The 21,326-nt window shown below is 62.9% G+C and carries 16 protein-coding genes; 8 read left to right on the top strand and 8 right to left on the bottom strand.

The features are described 5' to 3' along the window. Window positions 1–50: 50 nt before the first annotated feature. Window positions 51–713 (bottom strand): TetR/AcrR family transcriptional regulator, encoded by a 663-nt coding sequence (locus tag ACE3RX_RS00930; protein ID WP_374479343.1) that lies wholly within the window; start codon window positions 711–713, stop codon window positions 51–53. A 206-nt stretch (window positions 714–919) separates the two neighbouring features. On the opposite strand from ACE3RX_RS00930, the gene ACE3RX_RS00925 reads away from it, so the two are divergent. The 3 genes from ACE3RX_RS00925 to adeC are packed head-to-tail and all read left to right on the top strand — an operon-like array spanning window position 920 to window position 6,698. After that, window positions 920–2,116 (top strand): efflux RND transporter periplasmic adaptor subunit, encoded by a 1,197-nt coding sequence (locus ACE3RX_RS00925; RefSeq protein ID WP_374479421.1) that lies wholly within the window; start codon window positions 920–922, stop codon window positions 2,114–2,116. Window positions 2,117–2,128: 12 nt separating this feature from the next. Continuing rightward, window positions 2,129–5,293 carry an efflux RND transporter permease subunit gene (locus tag ACE3RX_RS00920; RefSeq protein ID WP_374479341.1) on the top strand — a complete coding sequence of 1,055 codons (3,165 nt, stop codon included), beginning with the start codon at window positions 2,129–2,131 and terminating at the stop codon, window positions 5,291–5,293. A 10-nt stretch (window positions 5,294–5,303) separates the two neighbouring features. Then, complete coding sequence (gene adeC / locus ACE3RX_RS00915; RefSeq protein WP_374479339.1) at window positions 5,304–6,698, top strand: AdeC/AdeK/OprM family multidrug efflux complex outer membrane factor; 1,395 nt, start codon at window positions 5,304–5,306, stop codon at window positions 6,696–6,698. Between the two features lie 219 nt (window positions 6,699–6,917). On the opposite strand, the gene ACE3RX_RS00910 is transcribed toward adeC, so the two are convergent. After that, window positions 6,918–7,349, bottom strand: coding sequence for a winged helix-turn-helix transcriptional regulator (locus tag ACE3RX_RS00910; protein WP_374479337.1), 432 nt, complete (start codon window positions 7,347–7,349; stop codon window positions 6,918–6,920). A gap of 91 nt (window positions 7,350–7,440) precedes the next feature. On the opposite strand from ACE3RX_RS00910, the gene ACE3RX_RS00905 reads away from it, so the two are divergent. Both ACE3RX_RS00905 and gstA read left to right on the top strand, forming a co-directional pair. Continuing rightward, window positions 7,441–8,292 carry an SDR family oxidoreductase gene (locus tag ACE3RX_RS00905; RefSeq protein ID WP_374479335.1) on the top strand — a complete coding sequence of 284 codons (852 nt, stop codon included), beginning with the start codon at window positions 7,441–7,443 and terminating at the stop codon, window positions 8,290–8,292. Between the two features lie 172 nt (window positions 8,293–8,464). Then, window positions 8,465–9,070: a glutathione transferase GstA gene (gstA, locus tag ACE3RX_RS00900; protein ID WP_374479333.1), complete on the top strand. Its 606-nt coding sequence runs from the start codon at window positions 8,465–8,467 to the stop codon at window positions 9,068–9,070. A gap of 203 nt (window positions 9,071–9,273) precedes the next feature. On the opposite strand, the gene ACE3RX_RS00895 is transcribed toward gstA, so the two are convergent. From ACE3RX_RS00895 to ACE3RX_RS00885, 3 genes are all read right to left on the bottom strand, one after another. Next, entirely contained in the window at window positions 9,274–10,095 is an 822-nt protein-coding gene (locus tag ACE3RX_RS00895) for a DUF2971 domain-containing protein (protein ID WP_374479331.1), read from the bottom strand. A gap of 83 nt (window positions 10,096–10,178) precedes the next feature. After that, window positions 10,179–11,063: a DUF5677 domain-containing protein gene (locus ACE3RX_RS00890; RefSeq protein ID WP_374479329.1), complete on the bottom strand. Its 885-nt coding sequence runs from the start codon at window positions 11,061–11,063 to the stop codon at window positions 10,179–10,181. Between the two features lie 322 nt (window positions 11,064–11,385). After that, window positions 11,386–12,348, bottom strand: a complete 963-nt coding sequence (locus ACE3RX_RS00885; protein ID WP_374479327.1) for a restriction endonuclease — start codon at window positions 12,346–12,348, stop codon at window positions 11,386–11,388. 458 nt (window positions 12,349–12,806) lie between these two features. On the opposite strand from ACE3RX_RS00885, the gene ACE3RX_RS00880 reads away from it, so the two are divergent. Next, entirely contained in the window at window positions 12,807–13,856 is a 1,050-nt protein-coding gene (locus ACE3RX_RS00880) for a substrate-binding domain-containing protein (protein WP_374479325.1), read from the top strand. Next, window positions 13,853–16,546, top strand: a complete 2,694-nt coding sequence (locus ACE3RX_RS00875; RefSeq protein WP_374479323.1) for a PAS domain S-box protein — start codon at window positions 13,853–13,855, stop codon at window positions 16,544–16,546. The genes ACE3RX_RS00880 and ACE3RX_RS00875 overlap by 4 nt, the downstream gene beginning before the upstream one ends. Before the next feature lie 21 nt (window positions 16,547–16,567). Here ACE3RX_RS00875 and blaOXA read toward each other — a convergent pair whose 3' ends face one another. The 3 genes from blaOXA to ACE3RX_RS00860 all read right to left on the bottom strand — a co-directional run bounded on the left by blaOXA (window position 16,568) and on the right by ACE3RX_RS00860 (window position 19,172). Beyond that, window positions 16,568–17,341, bottom strand: a complete 774-nt coding sequence (gene blaOXA, locus ACE3RX_RS00870) for a class D beta-lactamase (protein ID WP_374479321.1) — start codon at window positions 17,339–17,341, stop codon at window positions 16,568–16,570. Window positions 17,342–17,570: 229 nt separating this feature from the next. Beyond that, complete coding sequence (locus ACE3RX_RS00865) at window positions 17,571–18,407, bottom strand: hypothetical protein (protein WP_374479319.1); 837 nt, start codon at window positions 18,405–18,407, stop codon at window positions 17,571–17,573. Window positions 18,408–18,689: 282 nt separating this feature from the next. Beyond that, entirely contained in the window at window positions 18,690–19,172 is a 483-nt protein-coding gene (locus ACE3RX_RS00860) for a GNAT family N-acetyltransferase (RefSeq protein WP_374479317.1), read from the bottom strand. Between the two features lie 147 nt (window positions 19,173–19,319). Between ACE3RX_RS00860 and ACE3RX_RS00855 the strand changes: the two genes are divergently transcribed. Next, window positions 19,320–21,272, top strand: coding sequence for a PhoX family phosphatase (locus tag ACE3RX_RS00855; protein WP_374479315.1), 1,953 nt, complete (start codon window positions 19,320–19,322; stop codon window positions 21,270–21,272). Window positions 21,273–21,326 lie beyond the last annotated feature (54 nt).

Below are 21,326 nucleotides of genomic sequence, written 5' to 3'. Positions count from 1 at the left end.
ACGGGGCGGCGCTTGCTCGATGTCAATGAGCGTGCACGCTGAGCCTCCATTCAGGCGGTCTCGACGGCGGCTGTGCGGGCGGTCTTGAAGATCAGTTCCTCGAGGATGTGCTCCAGCACGCTGCGCAGGGACGGCAGCAGGATGTGCGGGTCGAGGTCCGGATTGCGGATCATGCGCACAGTCAGGCCCTCGAAGACCGCGTAGAGCACTTCCAGTGGTCCTTCCATCTGGCTGTCGGTACAGCTCACGCCACGGAATGCCAGGCCTTCGCGGACGAGTTCGACCAGGCGCTCGCGGGCGGTGCGGTCGGCGGTCTGCACGATAGTGGCGACGTCCGGGTTGCGCGCGGCTTCGGAGATGATCTCCAGCATCAGCGGCGCGTCCTGGTCGTTGTTGAGTTCTTCGGTGCAGTTCTGGATGTCATCCACCATCGCCCGCAGGATGTCGCCGTCGGCACTGGCGGCGCGGATGCGCTGGGTGATGGTCAGCAGGTTGAGCAGGTCGCGTTCGACAATCGCCGCGATGATCGCTTCCTTGTTCTCGAAGTAGTGGTAGATGTGGCCGACGCTCATGCCGGCGGCCTTCGAGATCTGCGCCATGCTGGCGCCGTGGAAGCCCTGACGGCGGAAGCACTCGGTGGCTGCGTTGAGCACCTGGGCCTTGCGGGCCTCGGCGCGGGGCTGCTCCTGCTGGGCGTAAGTCTGTGTGTTCATGGCTGTTTTCTCCTCGTCCTCGTTTCATGGGGCAACCCTTGCGTTGAGGGTCTGCCATCTGTAGGCGTTTGCTTATACGGCAAATTCTAATATAGAATGAGCGCTCGAACTAGAATGAGCGTTCATTCTTTTGTGGGCGCCGAATATTTTTTGCTCTCCCCAACGGGCAGTTTTCGCGCCCACTCTAGGCAGGAAAGGTGTTGGATATGCAGATCGAAATGAACAGGGCGGTGTGTTCCGCTGGGTTTCTGCTGGTGCTGGGCAGTGTGATCTTGAGCGGCTGCGGCGAGCCGAAGGCTGCCGGTGAACAGCACGCGATGGGGCCGACCGAAGTCGGCGTGGTGGAGATCCAGCCGCAGAAGGTCGCGCTGACCACCGAGCTGGCCGGCCGTACCGCTGCCTACATGGTTTCCGAGGTGCGGCCGCAGGTCGGCGGCATCATCCAGAAGCGGCTGTTCACCGAGGGCGGTGACGTGGCCGCCGGCCAGCCGCTGTACCAGATCGATCCGGCCACCTACCAGGCTGCCTTCGAGAGCGCCCGCGCCAGCCTCGCCAAGGCCGAGGCCAACCTGGCGAGCTCCCGCAGCAAGGCGTCCCGTTACGAGGAGTTGGTGGCCATCAAGGCGGTGAGCCAGCAGGATTACGACGACGCCCAGGCCGCCCTCAAGCAGGGCCAGGCCGATGTGGCGGCGGCCAAGGCAGCGGTCGAGACTGCGCGCATCAACCTGGCCTACACCAAGGTCGCGGCGCCGATCGCCGGGCGCATCGGCCGTTCGACGGTGACGCCGGGCGCGCTGGTGACGGCCAGCCAGCAGACCGCGCTGGCCACCGTGCAGCAGCTTGACCCGATCTATGTAGACGTGACCCAGTCCAGCGCCGAGCTCTTGCGCCTCAAGCGCGACCTGGCTAGCGGCCAGCTCAAGAAAGCCGGCGCGAGCCAGGCAGCGGTCAAGTTGGTGCTGGAGGACGGCAGCGCCTATCCGCTGCCCGGCAAGCTGCAGTTCTCTGATGTGACGGTTGACCAGAGCACCGGCACGATCACGCTGCGCGCGGTCTTCCCCAACCCGAAGGGCGACCTGCTGCCCGGCATGTACGTGCGCACGGTGCTCGAAGAAGGCGTCGACGAGCAGGCCATCCTCGTGCCGCAACAGGGCGTCAGCCGCGACACCAAGGGCAACCCGACCGCGATGGTGGTCGGCGCCGACGGCAAGGTGGAGCAGCGCACCCTCAAGACCAGCCGCGCGCTGGGCGACAAGTGGCTGGTCAGCGAAGGCCTGAAGGCCGGCGACAAGCTGATCGTCGACGGCCTGCAGAAGATCCATCCGGGTGCGCCGGTCAAGCCGGTGGCGGCCACCAAGGCCGAGGCGCCGACGTCGGCCGGCCCGGCGGTCGCGGCACGCTAAGGGAGTACGCGCATGTCCCGTTTCTTCATCGACCGGCCCATCTTCGCGTGGGTCATCGCGATCGTCATCATGCTCGCCGGCGTGCTGGCGATCCGCACGCTGCCGATCTCCCAATATCCGCCGATCGCCCCGCCCGCGGTGTCGATCAGCGCGACCTATCCCGGCGCCTCTGCCAAGACCCTGGAGGACACCGTCACCCAGGTGATCGAGCAGAAGATGAAAGGCATCGACCACCTTACCTACATGTCGTCGGCCAGCGACTCGTCGGGCTCGGTGACGATCACCCTGACCTTCGATGCCGGTACCGATCCGGACATCGCCCAGGTGCAGGTACAGAACAAGCTGTCCCTGGCCACCCCGCTGCTGCCGCAGGAGGTGCAGAAGCAGGGCGTGCAGGTTGCCAAGGCCACCAGCAACTTCCTGATGGTGGTCGGCTTCGTGTCCGAAGACGGCAGCCTCAACGACATCGACCTGGGTGACTACGTCGCCTCCAACGTGCAGGACATCGTCTCGCGCATCAACGGCGTCGGTGAGACCCAGCTGTTCGGCAGCAAGTACGCGATGCGCATCTGGCTCGATCCGGCGAAGCTGCACAACTACAAGCTGACTCCGGCCGACATCAGCGCCGCCATTACCGCCCAGAACGCGCAGGTCTCGGCCGGCCAGCTCGGCGGCATGCCGTCGCCGAAGGGGCAGCGCCTCAATGCGACGATCACCGCCCAGAGCCGCCTGCAGACGCCAGAGCAGTTCGGTGCGATCCTGCTGCGCACCACCGCCGACGGCGCCTCCGTGCGCCTGCGCGACGTCGCGCGCATCGAGCTCGGCGGCGAGTCCTACGACGTGGTGGCGCGCTACAACGGCAAGCCGGCCACTGGCCTGGCGATCAAACTGGCCACCGGCGCCAATGCGCTGGACACCGCCGACGCGGTGAAGGCCAAGCTGAACGAGCTGTCCAAGTTCTTCCCGCCGGGCGTGAAGGCCGTGGCGCCCTACGACACCACGCCCTTCGTGAAGGTCTCCATCGAGGAAGTGGTGAAGACCCTGATCGAAGCCATCGTGCTGGTCTTCTTGGTGATGTACCTGTTCCTGCAGAATTTCCGCGCCACGCTGATCCCGACCATCGCGGTGCCGGTGGTGCTGCTCGGCACCTTCGGGGTGCTTGCCGCGGCCGGCTTCTCGATCAACACGCTGACGATGTTCGGCGTGGTGCTGGCCATCGGCCTGCTGGTGGACGACGCCATCGTGGTGGTGGAGAACGTCGAGCGGGTGATGAGCGAGGAGGGCCTGTCGCCGAAGGAAGCGACCCGCAAGTCGATGAACCAGATCACCGGCGCGCTGATCGGCATCGCGCTGGTGCTGTCGGCGGTGTTCGTGCCGATGGCCTTCTTCGGTGGTTCCACCGGCGTCATCTACCGCCAGTTCTCGATCACCATCGTGTCGTCGATGGTGCTGTCGGTGGTGGTGGCGCTGGTCCTCACACCGGCGCTCTGCGCAACGCTGCTGAAGCCGGTGGAGAAGGGGCACACGGCCGGCGAGGGCGGCTTGCTCGGCGGTTTCTTCGGCTGGTTCAACCGCGCCTTCGAGCGCAGCAACGCGGGCAGCCGCTCCGTCGTCGCCCGCATGCTGGGCAGCAGCAAGCGTTACCTGCTGATCTACGGCCTCATCGTGGTCGGCATGGGCGCGCTGTTCCTGCGCCTGCCGACCGCCTTCCTGCCGGACGAGGACCAGGGCTTCCTGATGTCCCAGGTGATCCTGCCCGCCGGCTCGACCGCCGAGAGCACGCTGGCGGTCATGGAGAAGGTCGAGCACCACTTCCTGGAAGACCAGAAGGAGGCCGTGGATTCCATCTTCACCGTTACCGGCTTCAGCTTCGCCGGTAGCGGCCAGAACAACGGGATGGCCTTCATCAACCTGAAGGACTGGAGCGAGCGCAAGCGCCCCGACCTGAAGGTGGCGGCGGTGGCCGGCAAGGCGATGGGCTATTTCTCCACCTTCCGCAACGCGATGGCCTTCGCCTTCGCGCCGCCGGCGGTGGTGGAACTCGGCAACGCCAGCGGCTTCGACTTCCAGCTGCAGGACCGCGCCGGCCTCGGCCATCAGGCCCTGATCGACGCCCGCAACCAGCTCCTCGGCATGGCCGCTCAGAACCCGCTGCTGGTCGGCGTGCGCCCCAACGGCCAGGACGATACCCCCGAGTACAAGCTCGACATCGACCACGCCAAGGCCGGCGCGCTGGGCCTGTCCCTGGCCGACATCAACAACGCCCTGCAGACCGCCTGGGGCAGCGCCTACGTCAATGACTTCATCGACAAGGGCCGCGTCAAGCGGGTCTACCTGCAGGGCGACGCCTCGGCCCGCATGCAGCCGGAAGACCTGAACAAGTGGTACGTGCGCAACAGCAACGGTGACATGGTGCCCTTCTCGTCCTTCGCGTCGGCCCACTGGGCTTATGGCTCGCCGCGCCTTGAGCGTTACAACGGCTTGCCGTCGGCGGAGATCATGGGCTCCGCGGCGCCCGGCCACAGTACTGGCGAGGCGATGGCGGCGATGGAGGACATGGCGTCCAAGCTGCCGGCTGGCATCGGCTTCGAATGGACCGGCCTGTCCTACCAGGAGCGCCTGTCCGGCTCCCAGGCGCCGGCCCTGTACGCGATCTCGCTGCTGGTGGTGTTCCTGTGCCTGGCCGCGCTGTACGAGAGCTGGTCCATCCCGTTCGCGGTGATGCTGGTGGTGCCGCTGGGGATCATCGGCGCGCTGCTGGCGGCGATGATGCGCGGGCTGTCCAACGACGTGTACTTCCAGGTCGGCCTGCTGATGACCATCGGCCTGTCGGCGAAGAACGCGATCCTGATCGTCGAATTCGCCAAGGAGCAGATGGAGCACGGCAAGAGCCTCATCGACGCGACGCTGGAGGCGGTGCGCCTGCGCCTGCGGCCGATCGTCATGACCTCGCTGGCCTTCATCCTCGGCGTGTTGCCGCTGGCTCTCTCCAGCGGTGCCGGCTCCGGCGCGCAGAACGCCATCGGCACCGGCGTGATCGGCGGCATGCTGTCCGCCACCGTGCTGGCTGTGCTGTTCGTGCCGCTGTTCTTCGTGGCCGTGCGGCGGGTGTTCCGGGGCAAGACCGCTCTGGATGCCGCCCCGGCCGAATCCATCCCTGCCCAGGAGGTGCGCTGAGATGCCCCGCATGACTCTTCTCGCCGCAGCGCTGGCCTCCGCCGTGCTGGCCGGCTGCGCCACGCTGGCGCCCGACTACGCGACGCCGGCCGCGCCGGTGCCGCAGCAATGGCCGGTCGGCGCGGGGGCCACGGCTTCTGCTGCCGCCGCGGCCGACATCGGCTGGCAGGACTTCTTCACCGATGCGCGCCTGCGCCAGCTCATCGCGCTGGCCCTGGACAACAACCGGGATCTCCGCGTCGCCGCCCTCAACATCGAGAAGGCCCGCGCCCAGTACCAGATCCAGCGTGCCGACCTGTTCCCGACCGTGCAGGCGACGGCCGGCGGCACCGGCCAGCGCACGCCGGCCAGCCTGTCCACCACCGGCCAGGCGATGACCACCCACCAGTACACCGCCGGCCTCGGCTTCGCGTCCTACGAGCTGGACTTCTTCGGCCGTATCCGCAGCCTCAAGGACCAGGCCCTGTACCAGTTCCTCGGCACCGAGGAAGCCCGGCGCAGCGCGCAGATCAGCCTGGTGGCCGAGGTCGCCAGCGCCTACCTGACGCTGGTCGCCGACAACGAGCGCCTGAAGCTGGCCGAGGAAACCCGTGTCAGCCAGCAGAGCTCCTACGACCTCACCAAGCGCCGCTTCGAGCTGGGCAGCGCGTCGGAGCTGGATCTGCGCCAGGCCCAGACCAGCGTCGATTCGGCGCGCGTGGACGTTGCCCGCTACACCGGCCAGCTGGCCCAGGACCGCAACGCGCTGGCGCTGCTGATCGGTGGGCCGTTGCCCGACGAGTTGGCCCAGCCGGGCGAACTGGGCAGCGTCTCGGCGCTGGCCGGCTTGCCCGACGGCGTGCCGGCGGACGTGCTGCAGCGACGCCCCGACGTGCTGCAGGCGGAGCGTGCGCTGCAGGCCGCCAACGCCAACATCGGCGCGGCGCGGGCGGCCTACTTCCCGAGCATCACGCTGACCGCCAAGGGCGGCGTCGCCAGCAGCCAGCTGTCCGAGCTGTTCAAGGGCGGTGCCGGTGCGTGGAGCTTCGCGCCGCAGATCACCCTGCCGATCTTCGACGCCGGGCGGATCAGCGCCAACCTCAAGGTTGCCGAGGCGGACCGGGCGATCGGCCTGGCCCAGTACGAAAAGGCCGTGCAGACCGCCTTCCGCGAAGCCGCCGATGCCTTGTCGCTGCGCACGCCGCTGGAAGGCCAGCTGGCCGCCCAGCAATCCCTTGTGGACGCCACCGCGGCCAGCTACCGGCTGTCCAAGGCGCGCTTCGACAAGGGCGTGGACAGCTACCTAGCGGTGCTCGACTCCCAGCGCGCCCAGTACAGCGCCGAGCAGAGCCTCATCACCGTCCGGCTGGCCGGGCTGAGCAATCAGGTCACGCTGTACAAGGTGCTCGGCGGGGGGGCGAAGTAAGCCAAATCCTGTGGGGGGGGCTTGAATAGCCCCCCGCGGGGGTGGAACCCCCCGAGGGGGGAAGCAATGGACCCCCCACCCCCAACCCCCCCCCAACCCCCCCCGGGGTGCTCACCCACCCCCCGTTGGGCTATTGAATTCGCCCCCACAGCAGAAGCCCCACCGAAAGGCTCCCGGCGATATTCGGCCCCCAGGAATCTCTCCCTGGGGCTGGGCGAATCAATTCGCCCCTACAGGATTCTCCTGCCCCGCCCGCGCCTGCTGGGCGGCCAGGATTTCCGGCAGGTTCAGCTCGATCCAGTCGGCCAGCGCCTCGACCTTGCGGCCGATCTGCTCGCCCAGCGGCGTTAGCGTGTATTCCACGTGGGGCGGCACCACCGGGTAAGAGACCCGCGTGACGAAGCCGTCGCTCTCCAGCTGCTGCAGTGTCTGCGCCAGCATCTTCTCGCTGATCCCGTTCACCTTGCGGCGCAGGTCGCTGAAGCGGTGCGTGCCGCCGAGCAGGCCGACCAGCAACAGCACGCCCCAGCGGCTGGTCACGTGCTTCAGCACCTCGCGGGACGGACACTTCTCGGCGAACACATCTCCGCGCCGCATCATCTCGGCCAGGGTCGGGCGGGCCTCGGCCCCGTCGTCGTGGTCTGCATTCATGATTAAACTTACCTTTTGGTGCGCACTTACTAAAAGTTAGTTAGGCGGATATTCTGCCGCTTCCTCTCTCCCGGATAAAGGAAGTCGCATCATGATCGTCGTTACCGGCGCCTCCGGCCAGCTCGGCCGCCTCGTCATCGAGAACCTGCTGCAAACCGTTCCCGCCGCCCAGATCGTCGCCGCCGTGCGCACGCCGGCCAAGGTCGCCGACCTCGCCGCCCGCGGCGTGCAGGTCCGCGAGGCCGACTACAACCGGCCGGAAACCCTCGACACCGCCCTTGCCGGCGCCGACAAGCTGCTGCTGATCTCCTCCAGCGAAGTCGGCAGCCGCCTGCCCCAGCACCGCGCGGTGATCGACGCCGCCAAGCGCGCCAAGGTCGGCCTGATCGCCTACACCAGCCTGCTGCGCGCCGACACCACGCCGCTGCCGCTGGGCGCCGAGCACAAGGCCACCGAACAGCTCATCGCCGAATCCGGTCTGCCGGCGGTCATCCTGCGCAACGGCTGGTACACCGAGAACTACCTGGCCAGCATCCCGCCCGCGCTGCAGTACGGTGTGGTGCTCGGCAGCGCCGGCGAAGGGCGCATCGCCTCCGCCGCCCGTGCCGACTACGCCGCCGCCGCGGCCGCCGTCCTCACCCGCGACGGGCAGGCCGGCAAGGTCTATGAGCTGGCCGGCGACGAGTCCTACACCCTCACCGGACTGGCCGCCGAGATCGCCCGCCAGTCCGGCAAGACGGTGGCCTACCAGAACCTGCCCGAAGCCGACTTCAAGGCCGCACTGCTCGGCGCCGGCTTGCCCGAAGGCCTCGCCGCGCTGCTGGCCGAGTCCGACATCGGCGCCTCCAAGGGCGGCCTGTTCGACGACAGCCACCAGCTCAGCCAGCTGATCGGCCGCCCCACCGCTGGCCTGGCGACGCTGGTCAAGGCAGCATTGCAATAAACCCTTAGCGGCGCATCCCCGCGCCGCCGGTTATCCTTGGCATGCACCGGGCGCACGCGCCACATTCTTCCCTGTGGGGGCGAATTCATTCGCCCACGGGATGAAAAAGCGGCCCCGGCGCTGACGTGACTCAACTAACAACACCTGCCCAAACCAACAATCAGGAGACTCCATGAAGCTTTATTTCAAACCCGGCGCCTGTTCCCTGTCCCCGCACATCGCCCTCGAAGAAGCCGGCCTCAAGTACGAGTCCGAAACCGTCGACCTCGCCACCAAGGTCACCGGCAGCGGCGCCAACTACCTCGAGGTCAATCCCAACGGCTACGTGCCGGCGCTGGTCCTCGACTCCGGCGAAGTCCTCACCGAAGGCCCGGCCATCGTCCAGTACATCGCCGACCTCGCCCCGGAAAAGAAGCTCGCGCCCGCCAATGGCAGCCTCGAACGTTACCGCCTGCAAAGCTGGCTCAACTTCATCGGCACCGAACTCCACAAGTCCGCCACCGCCTTCTTCCACCCGATGAGCAAGGACGACTGGAAAGCCGCCGCCAAGCTCAACCTGGAACGCCGCTTCGGCCACGTGAACGCCCACCTCGCCGACAAGCCCTACCTGCTCGGCGAAGACTTCAGCGTCGCCGACGGCTACCTGTTCACCGTGCTGGGCTGGATGAAGTTCATCAAGTTCGACCTCAGCCCCTACCCGAACCTGATCGCGTTCCAGGAACGCGCAGCCGCGCGGCCTGCAGTGCAGGCGGCGATGAAGGCGGAAGGGTTGGTTTGATGTAAAAAGCCGGCGCGAAAGCGCCGGCTTTTTGGGAAATTGCGAGTTCTCGGCCATTACTGCCATCCGTCGCCAGATTATCAACTGACAGTTCCCGACCCTAAGCGGACGTTGCCTTCTCAGGGAAGCAGACGTTCAACGTTGGAGTTCAGGCGACCGCGGAGGGAAACTGTGTGCCGTAGCAGGTCGCCTCGAACGACGGATTAGGCATCGCGAGGCAATAGTCCAAGACGCTTCGCCTCTAGATGAGGGGTGTATGTGACTGGTTCGAACTCGACAGAGAACTCTGACTGGCTTCGTCGACCTTGCCAAAGTTGAACTCCGGGGTTCTGGTTCATGATAATGAGAGCAAGGATCTCGAATGATGCGAAGGCAGCATCCGGCCCGATGAATATGCCCGTAAGTGCTTCAGCTGGGTAGGTGTAGAGAGTTCCGGCCTTGTCATGCATGCAGCGCCACTCTTTCTCGTAGTGCCAGTCGAGCGCCTTGGTGCAGTAGAGGTCAAGCACTTCGCGAGAGTCTTCCTCGTCGGAGCAGAGTAATGGAATGAGATCAACCTGAGGCATCTCTTCGGCATACCGGACCTGACGAGCCTTTGTCAGAGGAGGGCAGTCTGTTCGAAACTCCAGACAGAAGCCTTTAAATCGCCCTCCGTAGTGGCCCCACATCAGCAGGCTGTCGTTGCGCTCGGAGAAGCAGGTAACGCCTCGCGTAGATAAAAACTCCTTCACGGCCTCGTCCAGGACGCTCTGCCCTTGGCGCAAGAGCATGGCACGCATGCTTGCAACATCAAGTCGTTCGAACTGACTACGCGCATTCTCCGGAACATCAGCCTTTGCGAGGTAGTAATTGCGAATCCGTTCGACATCTCTGTCACTAGGCTCCTTGACGCCCGGTGACACTGCACAGTCGTATGGGTCGTTGAAGCAACTCGGCGAGGCAAAGTAGACGGAGTGATTTTTCAGATTCTCCAATGCCTGCGCCGTGAAGGACTCGTACTTGTAGAGGCGTGAGGGAAGAGGCATGGGTTGCGACGCCTAACGAGTGACTTCAACGGCCTGCGCGGCTTTTCGCGCAGGATCGCTGGAATGATGCGTTGGGCAGCATTTCATTGTTCGTTCTGTGGCTCTGTTGCCTGACGCGCACTAGCCGGGAACGCCGAAGACGGCTTTGTGCTCAACTCTAAGAGTCGAGCAAATATCTTCTCCTCACCGTTCAATGGCGCTTGCATGTTCTGTTGCCCAAAGAACGCTGCAAGGTACCCGCAACCTGCATGCAGCACACCGATGAAGATCTCTTCAAGGTGGCGCACAGTCGCGGCTTGAAATGCCTCAGCAGTTGCCTCCCCCTTCAAATGTGCCGAATAGAAGTAGCTGGCCCCGAAGGGAGAACCGTGGATGATCTCGGATGAAACAGAATAGATCAGACCATACGCCGCAAGCAGTCGGGATCCAGATCGAGGGCCCGCCAATTCGCCAACTCTCCTGATGCGGCTTGGAACATCGAGGTTAGTCCATAAGCCCTTGCCCTTGCCGCTAAACTCAGGATACTCCTTCACAAGTGTGGCTGCCGGGTCAGGGTCTAAGCGAACCTCGATTGAGAACTCTCCGCTTCCAAATTTTCGATTGTGGTGACGCCACGCAGCAAAGTCGATGTACCGGATAGCTCGCGCAGCCACGGTGTCGGACTCGGCCAAGAGATAGCTAGCGTTTATGAAGGATTCGATTGCTGATCGGGCGATCGGATATGCGTCCCGAACCGGAATGCCACGAAGTTTCGCCATATGAAGCAGCGTCTCAAATGACTGACCTGCAGCCATCGCCAGAAATGTGCTTGTGCGCCGCTGCCCGTCACCAAGCGAACAAGTTAGCTTTTCTCCCTCGAAGGATACCGGGCCTTCGGACGCGACGAACAGCGCGAGACGAAGAAACTCCTGCTGGAGCATTGCCAAGCCCCGCAAGGCATCAAGGAGCGGAAGTTCTTCCGTATCCATCACAACAGCCAGGTAATAGTATTTAATTTAAATATAAGTCATATTTGACGTTTACGCAGGTTGAAGGCCGTATAGGCAAGTCAAATCTGTACTTGGGGTGCAAGACCCGGCGGACCTTTCGGCAGATTGCATCAAATATTTATGCCATAAGGGGCGGTGAAATACGTTACGCGTTAACTCCCCGTCCACGATTCTGCCTGCAAACAACGCGATTGCCATTTTCTCGTGGAGCGTTCGCCACTGTGGCTGCTTTTCGGAAGATCTCCCCAAGGTCTCCTACTGGCCGGGAGCCGTCTGTCCGAATCCTTATTTAATTCTCTCTTCACCTCTCCCTTCTTATCCCCAACACCTGCCGACACCGCGGATAATTAAAACACCCCCAAAACTCCGCCTTCCCATTGCTCCCCGCCACCACCCGCATCTTTATCCCGCAGCTCGGACACGTCGGCACCTTGTAATCCCCTTCAATTGCGAAATTAAGCAATTCCTGCCGCACATCCTCCGGTAAACGAAGAATCATCATCAGGAACATCTCGCCGTCGATCAGCGTGATGTGGTTGGCCTTGGCGATGTCCTTTGCGTCGGGGGTGAAGCCGCCGCTGGTCATGAAGAAGGCTTTGGGGATTCTTTCGTGGGTCATGACGCCGAGCAGTTCGCGCACGGGTTTGACGCCGACGAGGCGCTCGCCCCAGGCTTTGCACTGGACGATGGCGGTGCATTTGCCCTTGTCGGTTTCGGTGGCGTTCTGGAAGAGGCGGATGTCGATGCCGCCGTCCGGGCCGAGGGGTGTGGTGGCGCTGTGGATGCCCTTGCTGGCGTAGAAGCGCTGGCAGACGTCCTCGAAGCGCTTCCATTCCAGGTCGCGGATCAGTTCGACGCTCCAGGCGCTGGGGCGGGCGTCGAACTGGGGTTCCGGTGCGGTGGGGGCGATGACGGGGCTGTCGTGGAAAGCGGATTCTCGCTTCGGGTGGGCGACACGTGCATGCACGGCGCCGTCTGCCGGCTCCGGCACGGGCTCGCCGGCCGTGGCGGCCTTCTTCGTGCCGACGGCAGTGCGGAGATAGGCGAGCAGGGCGATCAACAGCAGGCCGCCGCCGGCCAGTTCGGCAAAGGACGCCAGCGCAATGCTGACCGGCTGGAGGTACATGCGGCCGGCGCCATAGGCGGGCAGGGCCCATTTGAGGCCGGCATAGACCACCAAGGCCAGTAATGCACTCACCGGCCACGGGGCATTGAGCAGGTCTGCCAGCGCGGAGCGTTTCTTGCGGTAGGGTTTTCGGGTCATCGGTGGACGCTGCCCTTTTAGACTGGTGCGCGGGCCGTGTCTTGGGCCGGGGCCAGGGGCGGTTGCGCGAGGTCGGGGAGCTGCGAGTCGGTCATGGCATTGGGGTATGTCGTGGCGATGGGGGAGATATCGCACGGCTGCCGACGGGCCCGCTACGGAACAGTTCACATTTTTCGAATTTGGCAGAAATGGCCGGACTTTGGGGTTTCCGCCATCCTTGGGTTGGGCGCCCGGTGCCGTGTGTTGCGCCGACTAGAACTTTTGGTGTCCGGACGTGAACTTGTTCAGTCGGGATTTGGACCCGAGATGCCAGGATTTGAACTCTAGATACGTGGAGGGCGGGGGTTCAAATGGGCGCATCGCGCGTACCAGTGAAAGCGATTCTCAAATAGCCTTTTTCATTGATGGCTGAAGTTCGAATGGCGTAGAGTCAGACAAAATTCAAATCCAGAACCGCCATGAAGATCGCAATCGGTTCTCTGGTCTGCATCTTGTTCAGCGTGTGTCCGCCGCATGGGATTGCCGCAGAGATCCACCAGGGCCCACCGCCTGGCCCTGCCGGACAAGCACAGAAAACGGTCGTTTTCGTGGCCTCGGATTTCAGGAACGGGGGCGTGATGGGGGCGTATCGCGGCTTTGAAGAGGCCGCGCGCAAACTGGGGTGGCGGCTCGTTCTGGAGGATGGTCAAGGTCAGAAGCGGATCCAGGCGGCACTCTTGTCCAAATCCGTCTCCACCGAGATCCATGGGCTGGTTTTTGGGGGCTTCGATCCGCATGACTTCTCCGCCGTTGTGAGCGCTGCAAAGGCGCGCGGCATTGCGCTGGTTGGCTGGCATGCAGACAAATCGTCCGGCCAAACCAATAATCTGTTTTCCAACATTTCAACCCGCCCGGCTGATGTGGCGGGAATGGCGGTGGAGTTTGTATTGAGAGACGCCGCGGCAAGGGGAAGGCCGGTGGGGGTCGTGATATTCAACGATGCCCAATATGCGGTGGCAAACGCCAAGACGGAAGCCATGAAGAAAGGTATTGCTGCTTGCGGGCACAACCGGGGGTGCCAGGTGCTTTCAATCGAGAACGTGCCGATCTCCGACGTAAAGAGCTTGATGCCCGCGGCCGTTGCCAGGCTCAATTCAAAGTATGGAAACGCCTGGACCTATACGCTGGCAGTAAATGACGCCTATTTCGACGAAATCTCCTTTCCGCTGATGGCGCTCCGCCGGACGGATGTTGCCAACATTTCGGCGGGGGACGGCTCCGCCAAGGCGATGAGCCGTATCGCTGCCGGCGTCTCCCTGCAAGTTGCCACCATTGCCGAGCCGCTCAGGCTCCAGGGTTATCAGTTGGCCGATGAGTTGAACCGCGCCTTTGCCGGGGCGCCCGCGAGCGGATTTCAATCGAGGCCGGTTCTCGTCACGACCGACCGGATGAAAGCCGGTGACGGCTATGAAGATGCGGCAACGCGTGAGGCGATCGTCGCTTATCAAGAGATCTGGAAGAAGAAATGAATTCGGTTCGTCCGGTTCGGCGGCTAAAAGCGGCAAGGGGCAGGTGGGGGTCGGCACTTGCACTGAAGATTCTGGCCCTTGTCATATTTACAGGCTTGGTCGTCTTTACCCTGGCCACCGCCTTCGGGCTTGTGCATGAACGCGAGAAGGCGCTCCAGGCGGCTCACGCCGAGGTCGAGGCCGCGGTCAATCAGAGCCTCTCGGCTATTTCCGTTTCCCTGTGGCAGTACGACGTACACGGCATGAAGGCCTTGCTGACCGGGATGTTGCGTTCGGGGTCGCTTGTCAGGGTCGAAGTGATGGATCTCGACCGGCGCATTGTCGATATCGCACAGCCGGGTTTCACCGGCAGCCCGGAACGCACATGGGCTCTGCCGATCATGGCGCCGGACGGTAGCTGGCGGATCGGCACGCTGCGGATTTCGGAATCCTATGGGCAGGTTGATGCGCTGGTCGCCGAGCGCTTCGAGACCTTGGTCATCACGGACCTGGTCAAAATCATCGGATTGGCACTTGCCCTTTTTGCGGTCGTCTATCAACTGGTCGCCAGGCATCTTCATCGCCTCGCCAATGATCTCACGCAGCTCGGAGACATTCGGGATGCGCCGACCTTGAAGGCCGACCGGTGGAAGATCACGGGCGGGCACGATGAAATCGACGTGCTGGTGGAATCAATCAATGATTTCATCGCGGAGCGCAAACAGTCCGAACTCCAGACCCGTCGCTACGAGGCGATCATTCAATCGTCCGACGATGCGATCATCAGTAAGACCCTGGATGGCATCGTGACGACCTGGAATCCCGGGGCCGAGATCATATTCGGCTACAGCGCGGCTGAAATGATTGGAAAGCCGATGGATCGGCTGTTTCCACCGGAAATGAAAGACGAGGAAGCCGATATCCTGCGTCAGATTTGTGCCGGCAAGGTGGTCGATCACATCGTTTCGAGGCGGCTCCGCAAGGACGGCACACCCATCTACGTCTCGGCCACGATTTCACCGATTTTCGGTCTGAACGGGGAGATCGTTGGTGCCTCCAAGATTGCTCGAGACATCACGAAGCAGATCGAGAACCAGATTGAACTGGAACAACACCGGACGAGCCTGGAGAGACTGGTTTCCGAGCGGACCGCGGAACTCAAGAGGGTCAACGAGCAACTGCTCGACACGCAGTTCGCCATGGATAGCGTCGGCATCGGCATCACCTGGGCTGACCTGGAGAGCGGGCGCTTCATCTATGCCAACAAGTATCACGCCAGTTTTCTGGGTTATTCGGTGGACGAGATGCTGCAGCGGTCTGTCTCGGATATCGATCCAACTTTCCCGCCGGAAGCGTTCAGGCAGGTCAGCGTCCAGCTTCGCCAGCAGGGCTCCATCAAATTTGAAACGACGCAAAAAACGAAGGACGGGCGCTTGCTGCCCGTCGAGATGACGGTCTATTACCATCCGGGCGGCTCGAGCTCACCGCCGCGGCTGATTGCCTTCATGATGGACATTGCAAAGCGGAAGGAAACGGAGCATGCGCTCCATATGGCCAAGGAGGCGGCCGAAGCGGCCAACCTGGCCAAAAGCCGTTTCCTCGCCAACATGAGCCATGAGATCCGCACGCCGCTCAATGCGATCACCGGCATGGTGCATCTGCTGCGCCGCTCTCCGCTCACCGACGAGCAGCGGGATCGCCTGCTCAAGATAGACACCGCAGGCCGGCATCTGCTGGAAGTGATCAATGACATCCTCGACCTTTCCAAGATCGAGGCTGACAAGTTGAGTCTGGCGCGCGCCGACGTCAATATCGGGTCGATCCTCGAAAGCGTGATGTCCATGGTGGCGGAGCGGGCAGAAAAGAAGCCGCTCGCGTTGATCGTCGAGAACGCCATCGCTCAAGCGCAAACATTTATTGGCGACCCCACGCGCATTCAGCAGGCGCTGCTCAATTTTGCGGGTAATGCCGTCAAATTCACCGATGCAGGCCACGTTATTCTCCGCGCCCGGGTGGAGGCGGAAGACGCGGGCCAGGTGACCGTGCGCTTCGAAGTGGAAGATACCGGCATCGGGATTACGCCTGAGGCCATGCAGCGCCTGTTCACCCCCTTCGAGCAGGCGGACGATTCAACGACGAGAAAATACGGCGGAACCGGTCTTGGCCTGACGATCAGCAAGCGCTTGGCGGAGTTGATGGGGGGGCATGCTGGCGCCAGCAGCACGCCCGGGGTGGGCAGCCTGTTCTGGTTCACCGTGTGCCTTGAAAAAGGGCGGGCTACCGCACGCGACGGCGACGAGCCCTCGGTGGAACACGCGGAGGACGTGCTCAAGGCCGTGTGTTCCGGAAAAGCAGTCCTGCTCGTTGAGGACGACCCGACCAGCCAGGAGGTTGCCGCCTTCATCCTGCGGGACCTGGGCCTGGTCGTGACAACGGCCGACAACGGGCAGGAAGCCGTCGATCTGGCGAGATCGCAGGTCTACGATTTGATCCTGATGGACATGCAGATGCCCCTGATGGACGGGCTGGAGGCAACCCGGCAGATCCGAAGCCTGGAGCCTTACCGGGACGTGCCTATCGTTGCCATGACGGCCAGTGTCTTTGAAGACGATCGCAAGCGCTGCACGGAGGTTGGCATGAACGACTTCGTCGCCAAGCCGGTTGTGCCGGACGATCTGTTCGCGGCCTTATGCAGATGGCTCTGTCGGTGAAGAGTTGGCCTCTGCACCCTCTCAGCGGATCACGCCCTTTTCAGTCAGCGCGGCGCGGGTGATGGCCTGGCGCAGGGGCAGGTCTTTGTCGGAGCGCAGGGTGATGTTGGTTGCGAACAGCCAGACTTCGCCGCGGCTTTCCACGTAGCCCACATACCAGCCGATCTGCGGCTGACGGCGGGTGGCCCAGCCGGTCTTGGCGAAAAGGCGGTAGTGCTCGGTCTGTTCGGCGAGCATCACGTCCTGCAACACCTGGTGGGCGTGGGGGCCGAAGGGCAGTTGGCGCAGCACGATCTTCTTCAGGAAGGCGACCTGTTCCCGCGCGCTGATCTGCAACTGGTCGGTGAGCCAGAAGGTGGTGAGGTCGAAGGGTTCGGCGAGGACGCCGTAATCGGCCTGGCGGAGATAGCGCCGGTAGGTGGCGGGGCCGATCTTGCGGGCGATGTCCTGGTAGCACCATACGCAGGATACTTTGAAGGCCGTGGCGAGGGTCTGGTCCCGGTTCCAGTCGGGTATCTCGCGTTCGCGGCCGTCCCATTTGAAGGGGGTTTCCCGGTCGGCGATGGCCCATTCCTGGGCGGCGATCAGGGTATTCAGGATCTTGAAGGTGGAGGCCGGCGGATAGCGTCGGGCGGCGCGGGCTTCGTCATGGATGAAGGTCTGTCCGCCGTGCAGGGCGGTGAGCACCATCGTGCCTTCCACGCCGTGGGCCTGGAAAATCTTTGCGATGCCTTCGTCCTCGGCCTGGGCCAGTGTCGGGAGTACGAGGGCGAGCAGTAGCAGCAAGGCTTTCATTGCATCCGGGTATGTCGTGGCGATGGATGAGGTATCGCATGGCATCCGGGGTGCCCGCTACGGCACAGTTCACATTTCCTGGATTTGGCTGAGGTAGCGGGGGTGAGTTGAATGAGGGAGGAGGTGAGTGGAATACTGTGGGGGCGAATTTATTCGCCCGCGGACTTTATTCAACCGACTGAGGGCGAATGAATTCGCCCCCACGGATTGCAGTTTTTTTGGGACGCCTTTATTCGACGAGTTGTGACACCCGCGTCAGGTAGAACTTGGTCTGCTTGTTGTCCTTCTTGTTCGTGGCGAAGTAGGCCTTGTCCGGGGCGATCAGCACGAAGCGATTCATCTTGCCCTTGGAGTCCATTACATCCACCCAGTTCTGCGTGTCCTGGTAATTGGGTGCGGTGCTGATTTCGGTGTCGCGGCCCTGGATCTGGAATTCGAATTTTTCGGGCGTGAAACGGAAATCGAGTCCGCTATTGAGCCGACAGTTCTGGATCGGGGCGAGCTGGTCATTCAAATAGAATTCACAGTGGGTGACTTTCCAGGCGCCGAAAAGACGATTGCCGGCCTTGACGGCCTGCGGGCTGGGCGCCGCAACGGGGGCCGTGCGTACGGGAACGGTCCGCTTCGGGGGCTCCGGCGTCGGTTCCGAGCATTTCCAGCGTGCTTCGTTCTGCACCGAGAAATCGAAACCGGAGGTCCGGCTATTGGGCGAATTGCCGCCGGCATCCGTGGAAACGAAGGCGAAGACCGGTTTCTTGTCCTTCAGCGTGACTTCATAAACGGCGCTGCCGCTGAGCCGCCCGACGTCTTCCGCGCAGACGCCGCGCAGTTTGCGGATCTTGGTGTCGGGCGAGAATTGGGCACGAAGTACGTCGTCGAATTGCTCCTGCTCGAAGATCTTGCCCTGGCCTTCCGAAATCGACACGCTGAACTCGAACACCATGGTCCGGGCGCCCTGCGCGGACACCATCGCGGGGCCGAGCTTGTCGAGCCTGGTTTCGCCCCAGTTGGCGCCGCTCGGCCCTTCCTTCTTCTTCCACTTAACGCCCTTGATTTTGTTCAGCATGGGCCATTCGTTGGCCGTGTAATCCTCTGTTGCCGGCACCGGAAAGGGCTCCAGAATGGATTCAAGCGTGGCGGCGTTGCAGGTGGTGGAAAGAAACAATGCGGAAAGGAGTGCGAAGGTCGGTCTCATTTTTATGCCTTTTTATTCGGAAGAAAAATCCTAGCAACTCCTCATGTGAAATTCTGTTATATGAAAATGGGTTTGTGAGAATTGTCCTCTTAAAAGACAGGCAAATAAGCCGCCAGACGTGCTCTAGCACGGGCCTGCAATTGCCGTATTGAATTAGATCAAGTCCGCAGGGGGCGGGCGGTATTGGCTATTTCCGCACTCCCCCTCGGCGGGCCGCGCGAACAGTAGATAAGGACCGTCCGGCGAGTCCCCGTCGGCAACCGCTTTCCATCCCTGGTGCATATAGAAGCCGATGGCCTGGGTATTGGCCTTGAGGCATTTCAGCGTCGGCGTGGCGGCGGTGAAATAGGCCGAGCAGTGGGTGAGCAGCATCTTGCCGACGCCCCGGTGCTGGAAGTCGGGATGGACGAAGAGGGTGTGCAGGAAGCTGTCGGGCTCCCAGATGGAAGCGAAGCCGACCGGCACGTCATCGGCCAGCGCGACGAGGATGCATTCGTCCTCGGTGTCGGTGTCGAAGTCGGCGGGCTGGAAGCTTGCCGGGTTCTGCCAGGTGAAGGCGGCACGGCGGGACGCGGTGTAGATCCCGCGCAGGGTTTCGCGGTCTGGCTCTTCGAATTCGCGGACGGTGAGGCGCATGGCGGGGGCTTGGGTTGGCAGTGGCGATTGGGTTGGCAGTGGCGATTGGGGCGGCAGGGGAAAGCTATCACCAGGCTTTCATAAAGCTTTCATGATTGCCAGTGAAGATTGCGACCTTTACGCAATCTCACTGGAGTTGTCACTGTTATGAAAACCCTGCCGGACTCGTCCCGTCGCCATCTCTTGAAGCTCATGTCGGGCGCTCCCTTGCTGCCGTTCTCCTCTGCCATCGCGGGGGCTTCCGCGTTCTTGGGCGGCTGTGGTGGCAGCGGCGGTTCCGATGCGCCGGTGGCCCTGTCCAGCGTCAGCTTCAGCAACATGCCGGCCCCGACCCTGGCCAACCCGGCAGCGATGGCCACGACCACCGTCGGTTCCGTGATGTCGGTGAACTTCGCCGATTCGAGCAAGCTCGACTACACGCTGTCCTACCAGCCTTTCTTCATCACCGGCGATCTGGTGGCCGACGGCAAGGGCGGCAAGATCCTGGCGGGCGGTTACTACGACATCAACAACCAGCCGATCATCGATACGACGGTGGCCGGCCAGGAGCGTCAGTTCTTCTCCGATGCGCCGGATGGCACCTCACTGCTGACCGTTGCCGGTGCCAAGGTTGACGGCGTGAAGGGCAACCCGGTGTTCGCCGTGGTGCAGTTCGAATACACCACCTGGGCGCAGGACGGCAAGACCGACATGTACGGCAAGCTACCGTCGCCGATCGCCGTGCTGACCCTGGACCAGGACCCGGCCACTGGCAAGCTGTCCCTGGTGAAGTACCACAACGTCGATACCTCCAAGGTCAATGGCCTGTGGATCACCTGTGGCGCCAGCCTGTCGCCGTGGGGCACCCACCTGTCGAGCGAGGAGTACGAGCCGGACGCCTTCGTGGCCAGCAACGCCCAGCTCAAGGCCTTCAGCAAGAACCTGTTCGGCAACGAGGCGACCGCCAATCCCTATCACTACGGCCATCTGCCGGAAGTCACCGTCAATGCGGACGGCACCGGCTCGATCAAGAAGCACTACTGCCTGGGCCGCATCTCCCACGAGCTGGTGCAGGTGATGCCGGACCGCCGCACGGTGTTCATGGGCGACGATGCGACCAACAGCGGCTACTTCGTGTTCGTTGCCGACAAGGAGAACGATCTGTCCGCCGGCTCCCTGTACGTGGCCAAGGTCGGTGCCGGCTTCTCCATCGATCCGGCTGCCGCCGCCGCACCGCTGTCGTGGATCAAGCTGGGGTCGGCCAGCAGCGCCGAGATCAAGGCCCTGGTGGACAGCGGCATCAAGCCGACCGACATCATGGACGTGCGCAGCACCGACCCTGCCGATGCCAGCTTCAGGAAGGTGATCTCCAACGGCAAGACCGAGTGGATCAAGGTCATCAACGAGAAGGCCGCGGCCTTCCTCGAAACCCACCGCTACGCGGCCTATGTGGGCGCCAGCATGGGCTTCACGAAGATGGAAGGCACGACCGTCAACGTCAAGGACAAGGTGGCTTACTCCGCGCTGCAGAACTGCCAGGACTCGATGGTCGTCGGCGGCAAGGGCTACACCGCCGGCAACGGCATCTCCCTCAACAAGGCCCTCAAGGCCGGCGCGGTGATGGCTCTCAACCTGACGAGTGGCCTGAAGGACGACAAGGGTGCGGCCATCAACAGCGAGTGGATGCCGGCGGATACCAAGGCGCTGCTGATCGGCGAGGACATCGCCGCCGACGCGCTCGGCAACACCGGCAACCCGAACAAGGTCGCCAACCCGGACAACCTGAAGTTCTCCGAGAAGATGCGCACCCTGTTCATCGGCGAAGACAGCGGCCAGCACGTCAATAACTTCCTGTGGGCCTACAACATCGACACCAAGGTGCTGTCGCGCATCATGTCGATCCCCGCCGGCGGCGAATCGACCGGCCTGCATGCGGTGGATGAGATCAACGGCTGGACCTACATCATGAGCAACTTCCAGCATCCGGGCGACTGGGGCAGCATCCACAACGTCGTCAAGGACACGCTGGATCCGCTGATCAAGGCCAACTACAAGAACAAGTTCGGTGCCGCGGTGGGCTACCTGACCGGCGAACTCAAGCAGTTCAAGCTGGCGAAGTAAGCGGCAGGGGCCAGCTCCTGTAGGGGCGAATTCATTCACCCACGGCGTCAAGCC

It is taken from the genome of Zoogloea sp., assembly GCF_041914405.1.
Taxonomy (GTDB): Bacteria; Pseudomonadota; Gammaproteobacteria; order Burkholderiales; family Rhodocyclaceae; genus Zoogloea.
This window is presented reverse-complemented; position numbering and strand designations above follow the sequence as displayed.

Coding starts and splice junctions, on each gene's coding strand:
- ACE3RX_RS00930 (WP_374479343.1), bottom strand. CDS start 713: ATGAACACACAGACTTACGCCCAGCAGGAGCAGCCCCGCGCCGAGGCC.
- adeC (WP_374479339.1), top strand. CDS start 5,304: ATGACTCTTCTCGCCGCAGCGCTGGCCTCCGCCGTGCTGGCCGGCTGC.
- ACE3RX_RS00855 (WP_374479315.1), top strand. CDS start 19,320: ATGAAAACCCTGCCGGACTCGTCCCGTCGCCATCTCTTGAAGCTCATG.
- ACE3RX_RS00885 (WP_374479327.1), bottom strand. CDS start 12,348: ATGACCCGAAAACCCTACCGCAAGAAACGCTCCGCGCTGGCAGACCTG.
- ACE3RX_RS00875 (WP_374479323.1), top strand. CDS start 13,853: ATGAATTCGGTTCGTCCGGTTCGGCGGCTAAAAGCGGCAAGGGGCAGG.
- ACE3RX_RS00860 (WP_374479317.1), bottom strand. CDS start 19,172: ATGCGCCTCACCGTCCGCGAATTCGAAGAGCCAGACCGCGAAACCCTG.
- ACE3RX_RS00895 (WP_374479331.1), bottom strand. CDS start 10,095: ATGCCTCTTCCCTCACGCCTCTACAAGTACGAGTCCTTCACGGCGCAG.
- ACE3RX_RS00920 (WP_374479341.1), top strand. CDS start 2,129: ATGTCCCGTTTCTTCATCGACCGGCCCATCTTCGCGTGGGTCATCGCG.
- ACE3RX_RS00890 (WP_374479329.1), bottom strand. CDS start 11,063: ATGGATACGGAAGAACTTCCGCTCCTTGATGCCTTGCGGGGCTTGGCA.
- ACE3RX_RS00865 (WP_374479319.1), bottom strand. CDS start 18,407: ATGCTGAACAAAATCAAGGGCGTTAAGTGGAAGAAGAAGGAAGGGCCG.
- ACE3RX_RS00910 (WP_374479337.1), bottom strand. CDS start 7,349: ATGAATGCAGACCACGACGACGGGGCCGAGGCCCGCCCGACCCTGGCC.
- blaOXA (WP_374479321.1), bottom strand. CDS start 17,341: ATGAAAGCCTTGCTGCTACTGCTCGCCCTCGTACTCCCGACACTGGCC.
- gstA (WP_374479333.1), top strand. CDS start 8,465: ATGAAGCTTTATTTCAAACCCGGCGCCTGTTCCCTGTCCCCGCACATC.
- ACE3RX_RS00905 (WP_374479335.1), top strand. CDS start 7,441: ATGATCGTCGTTACCGGCGCCTCCGGCCAGCTCGGCCGCCTCGTCATC.
- ACE3RX_RS00925 (WP_374479421.1), top strand. CDS start 920: ATGCAGATCGAAATGAACAGGGCGGTGTGTTCCGCTGGGTTTCTGCTG.
- ACE3RX_RS00880 (WP_374479325.1), top strand. CDS start 12,807: ATGAAGATCGCAATCGGTTCTCTGGTCTGCATCTTGTTCAGCGTGTGT.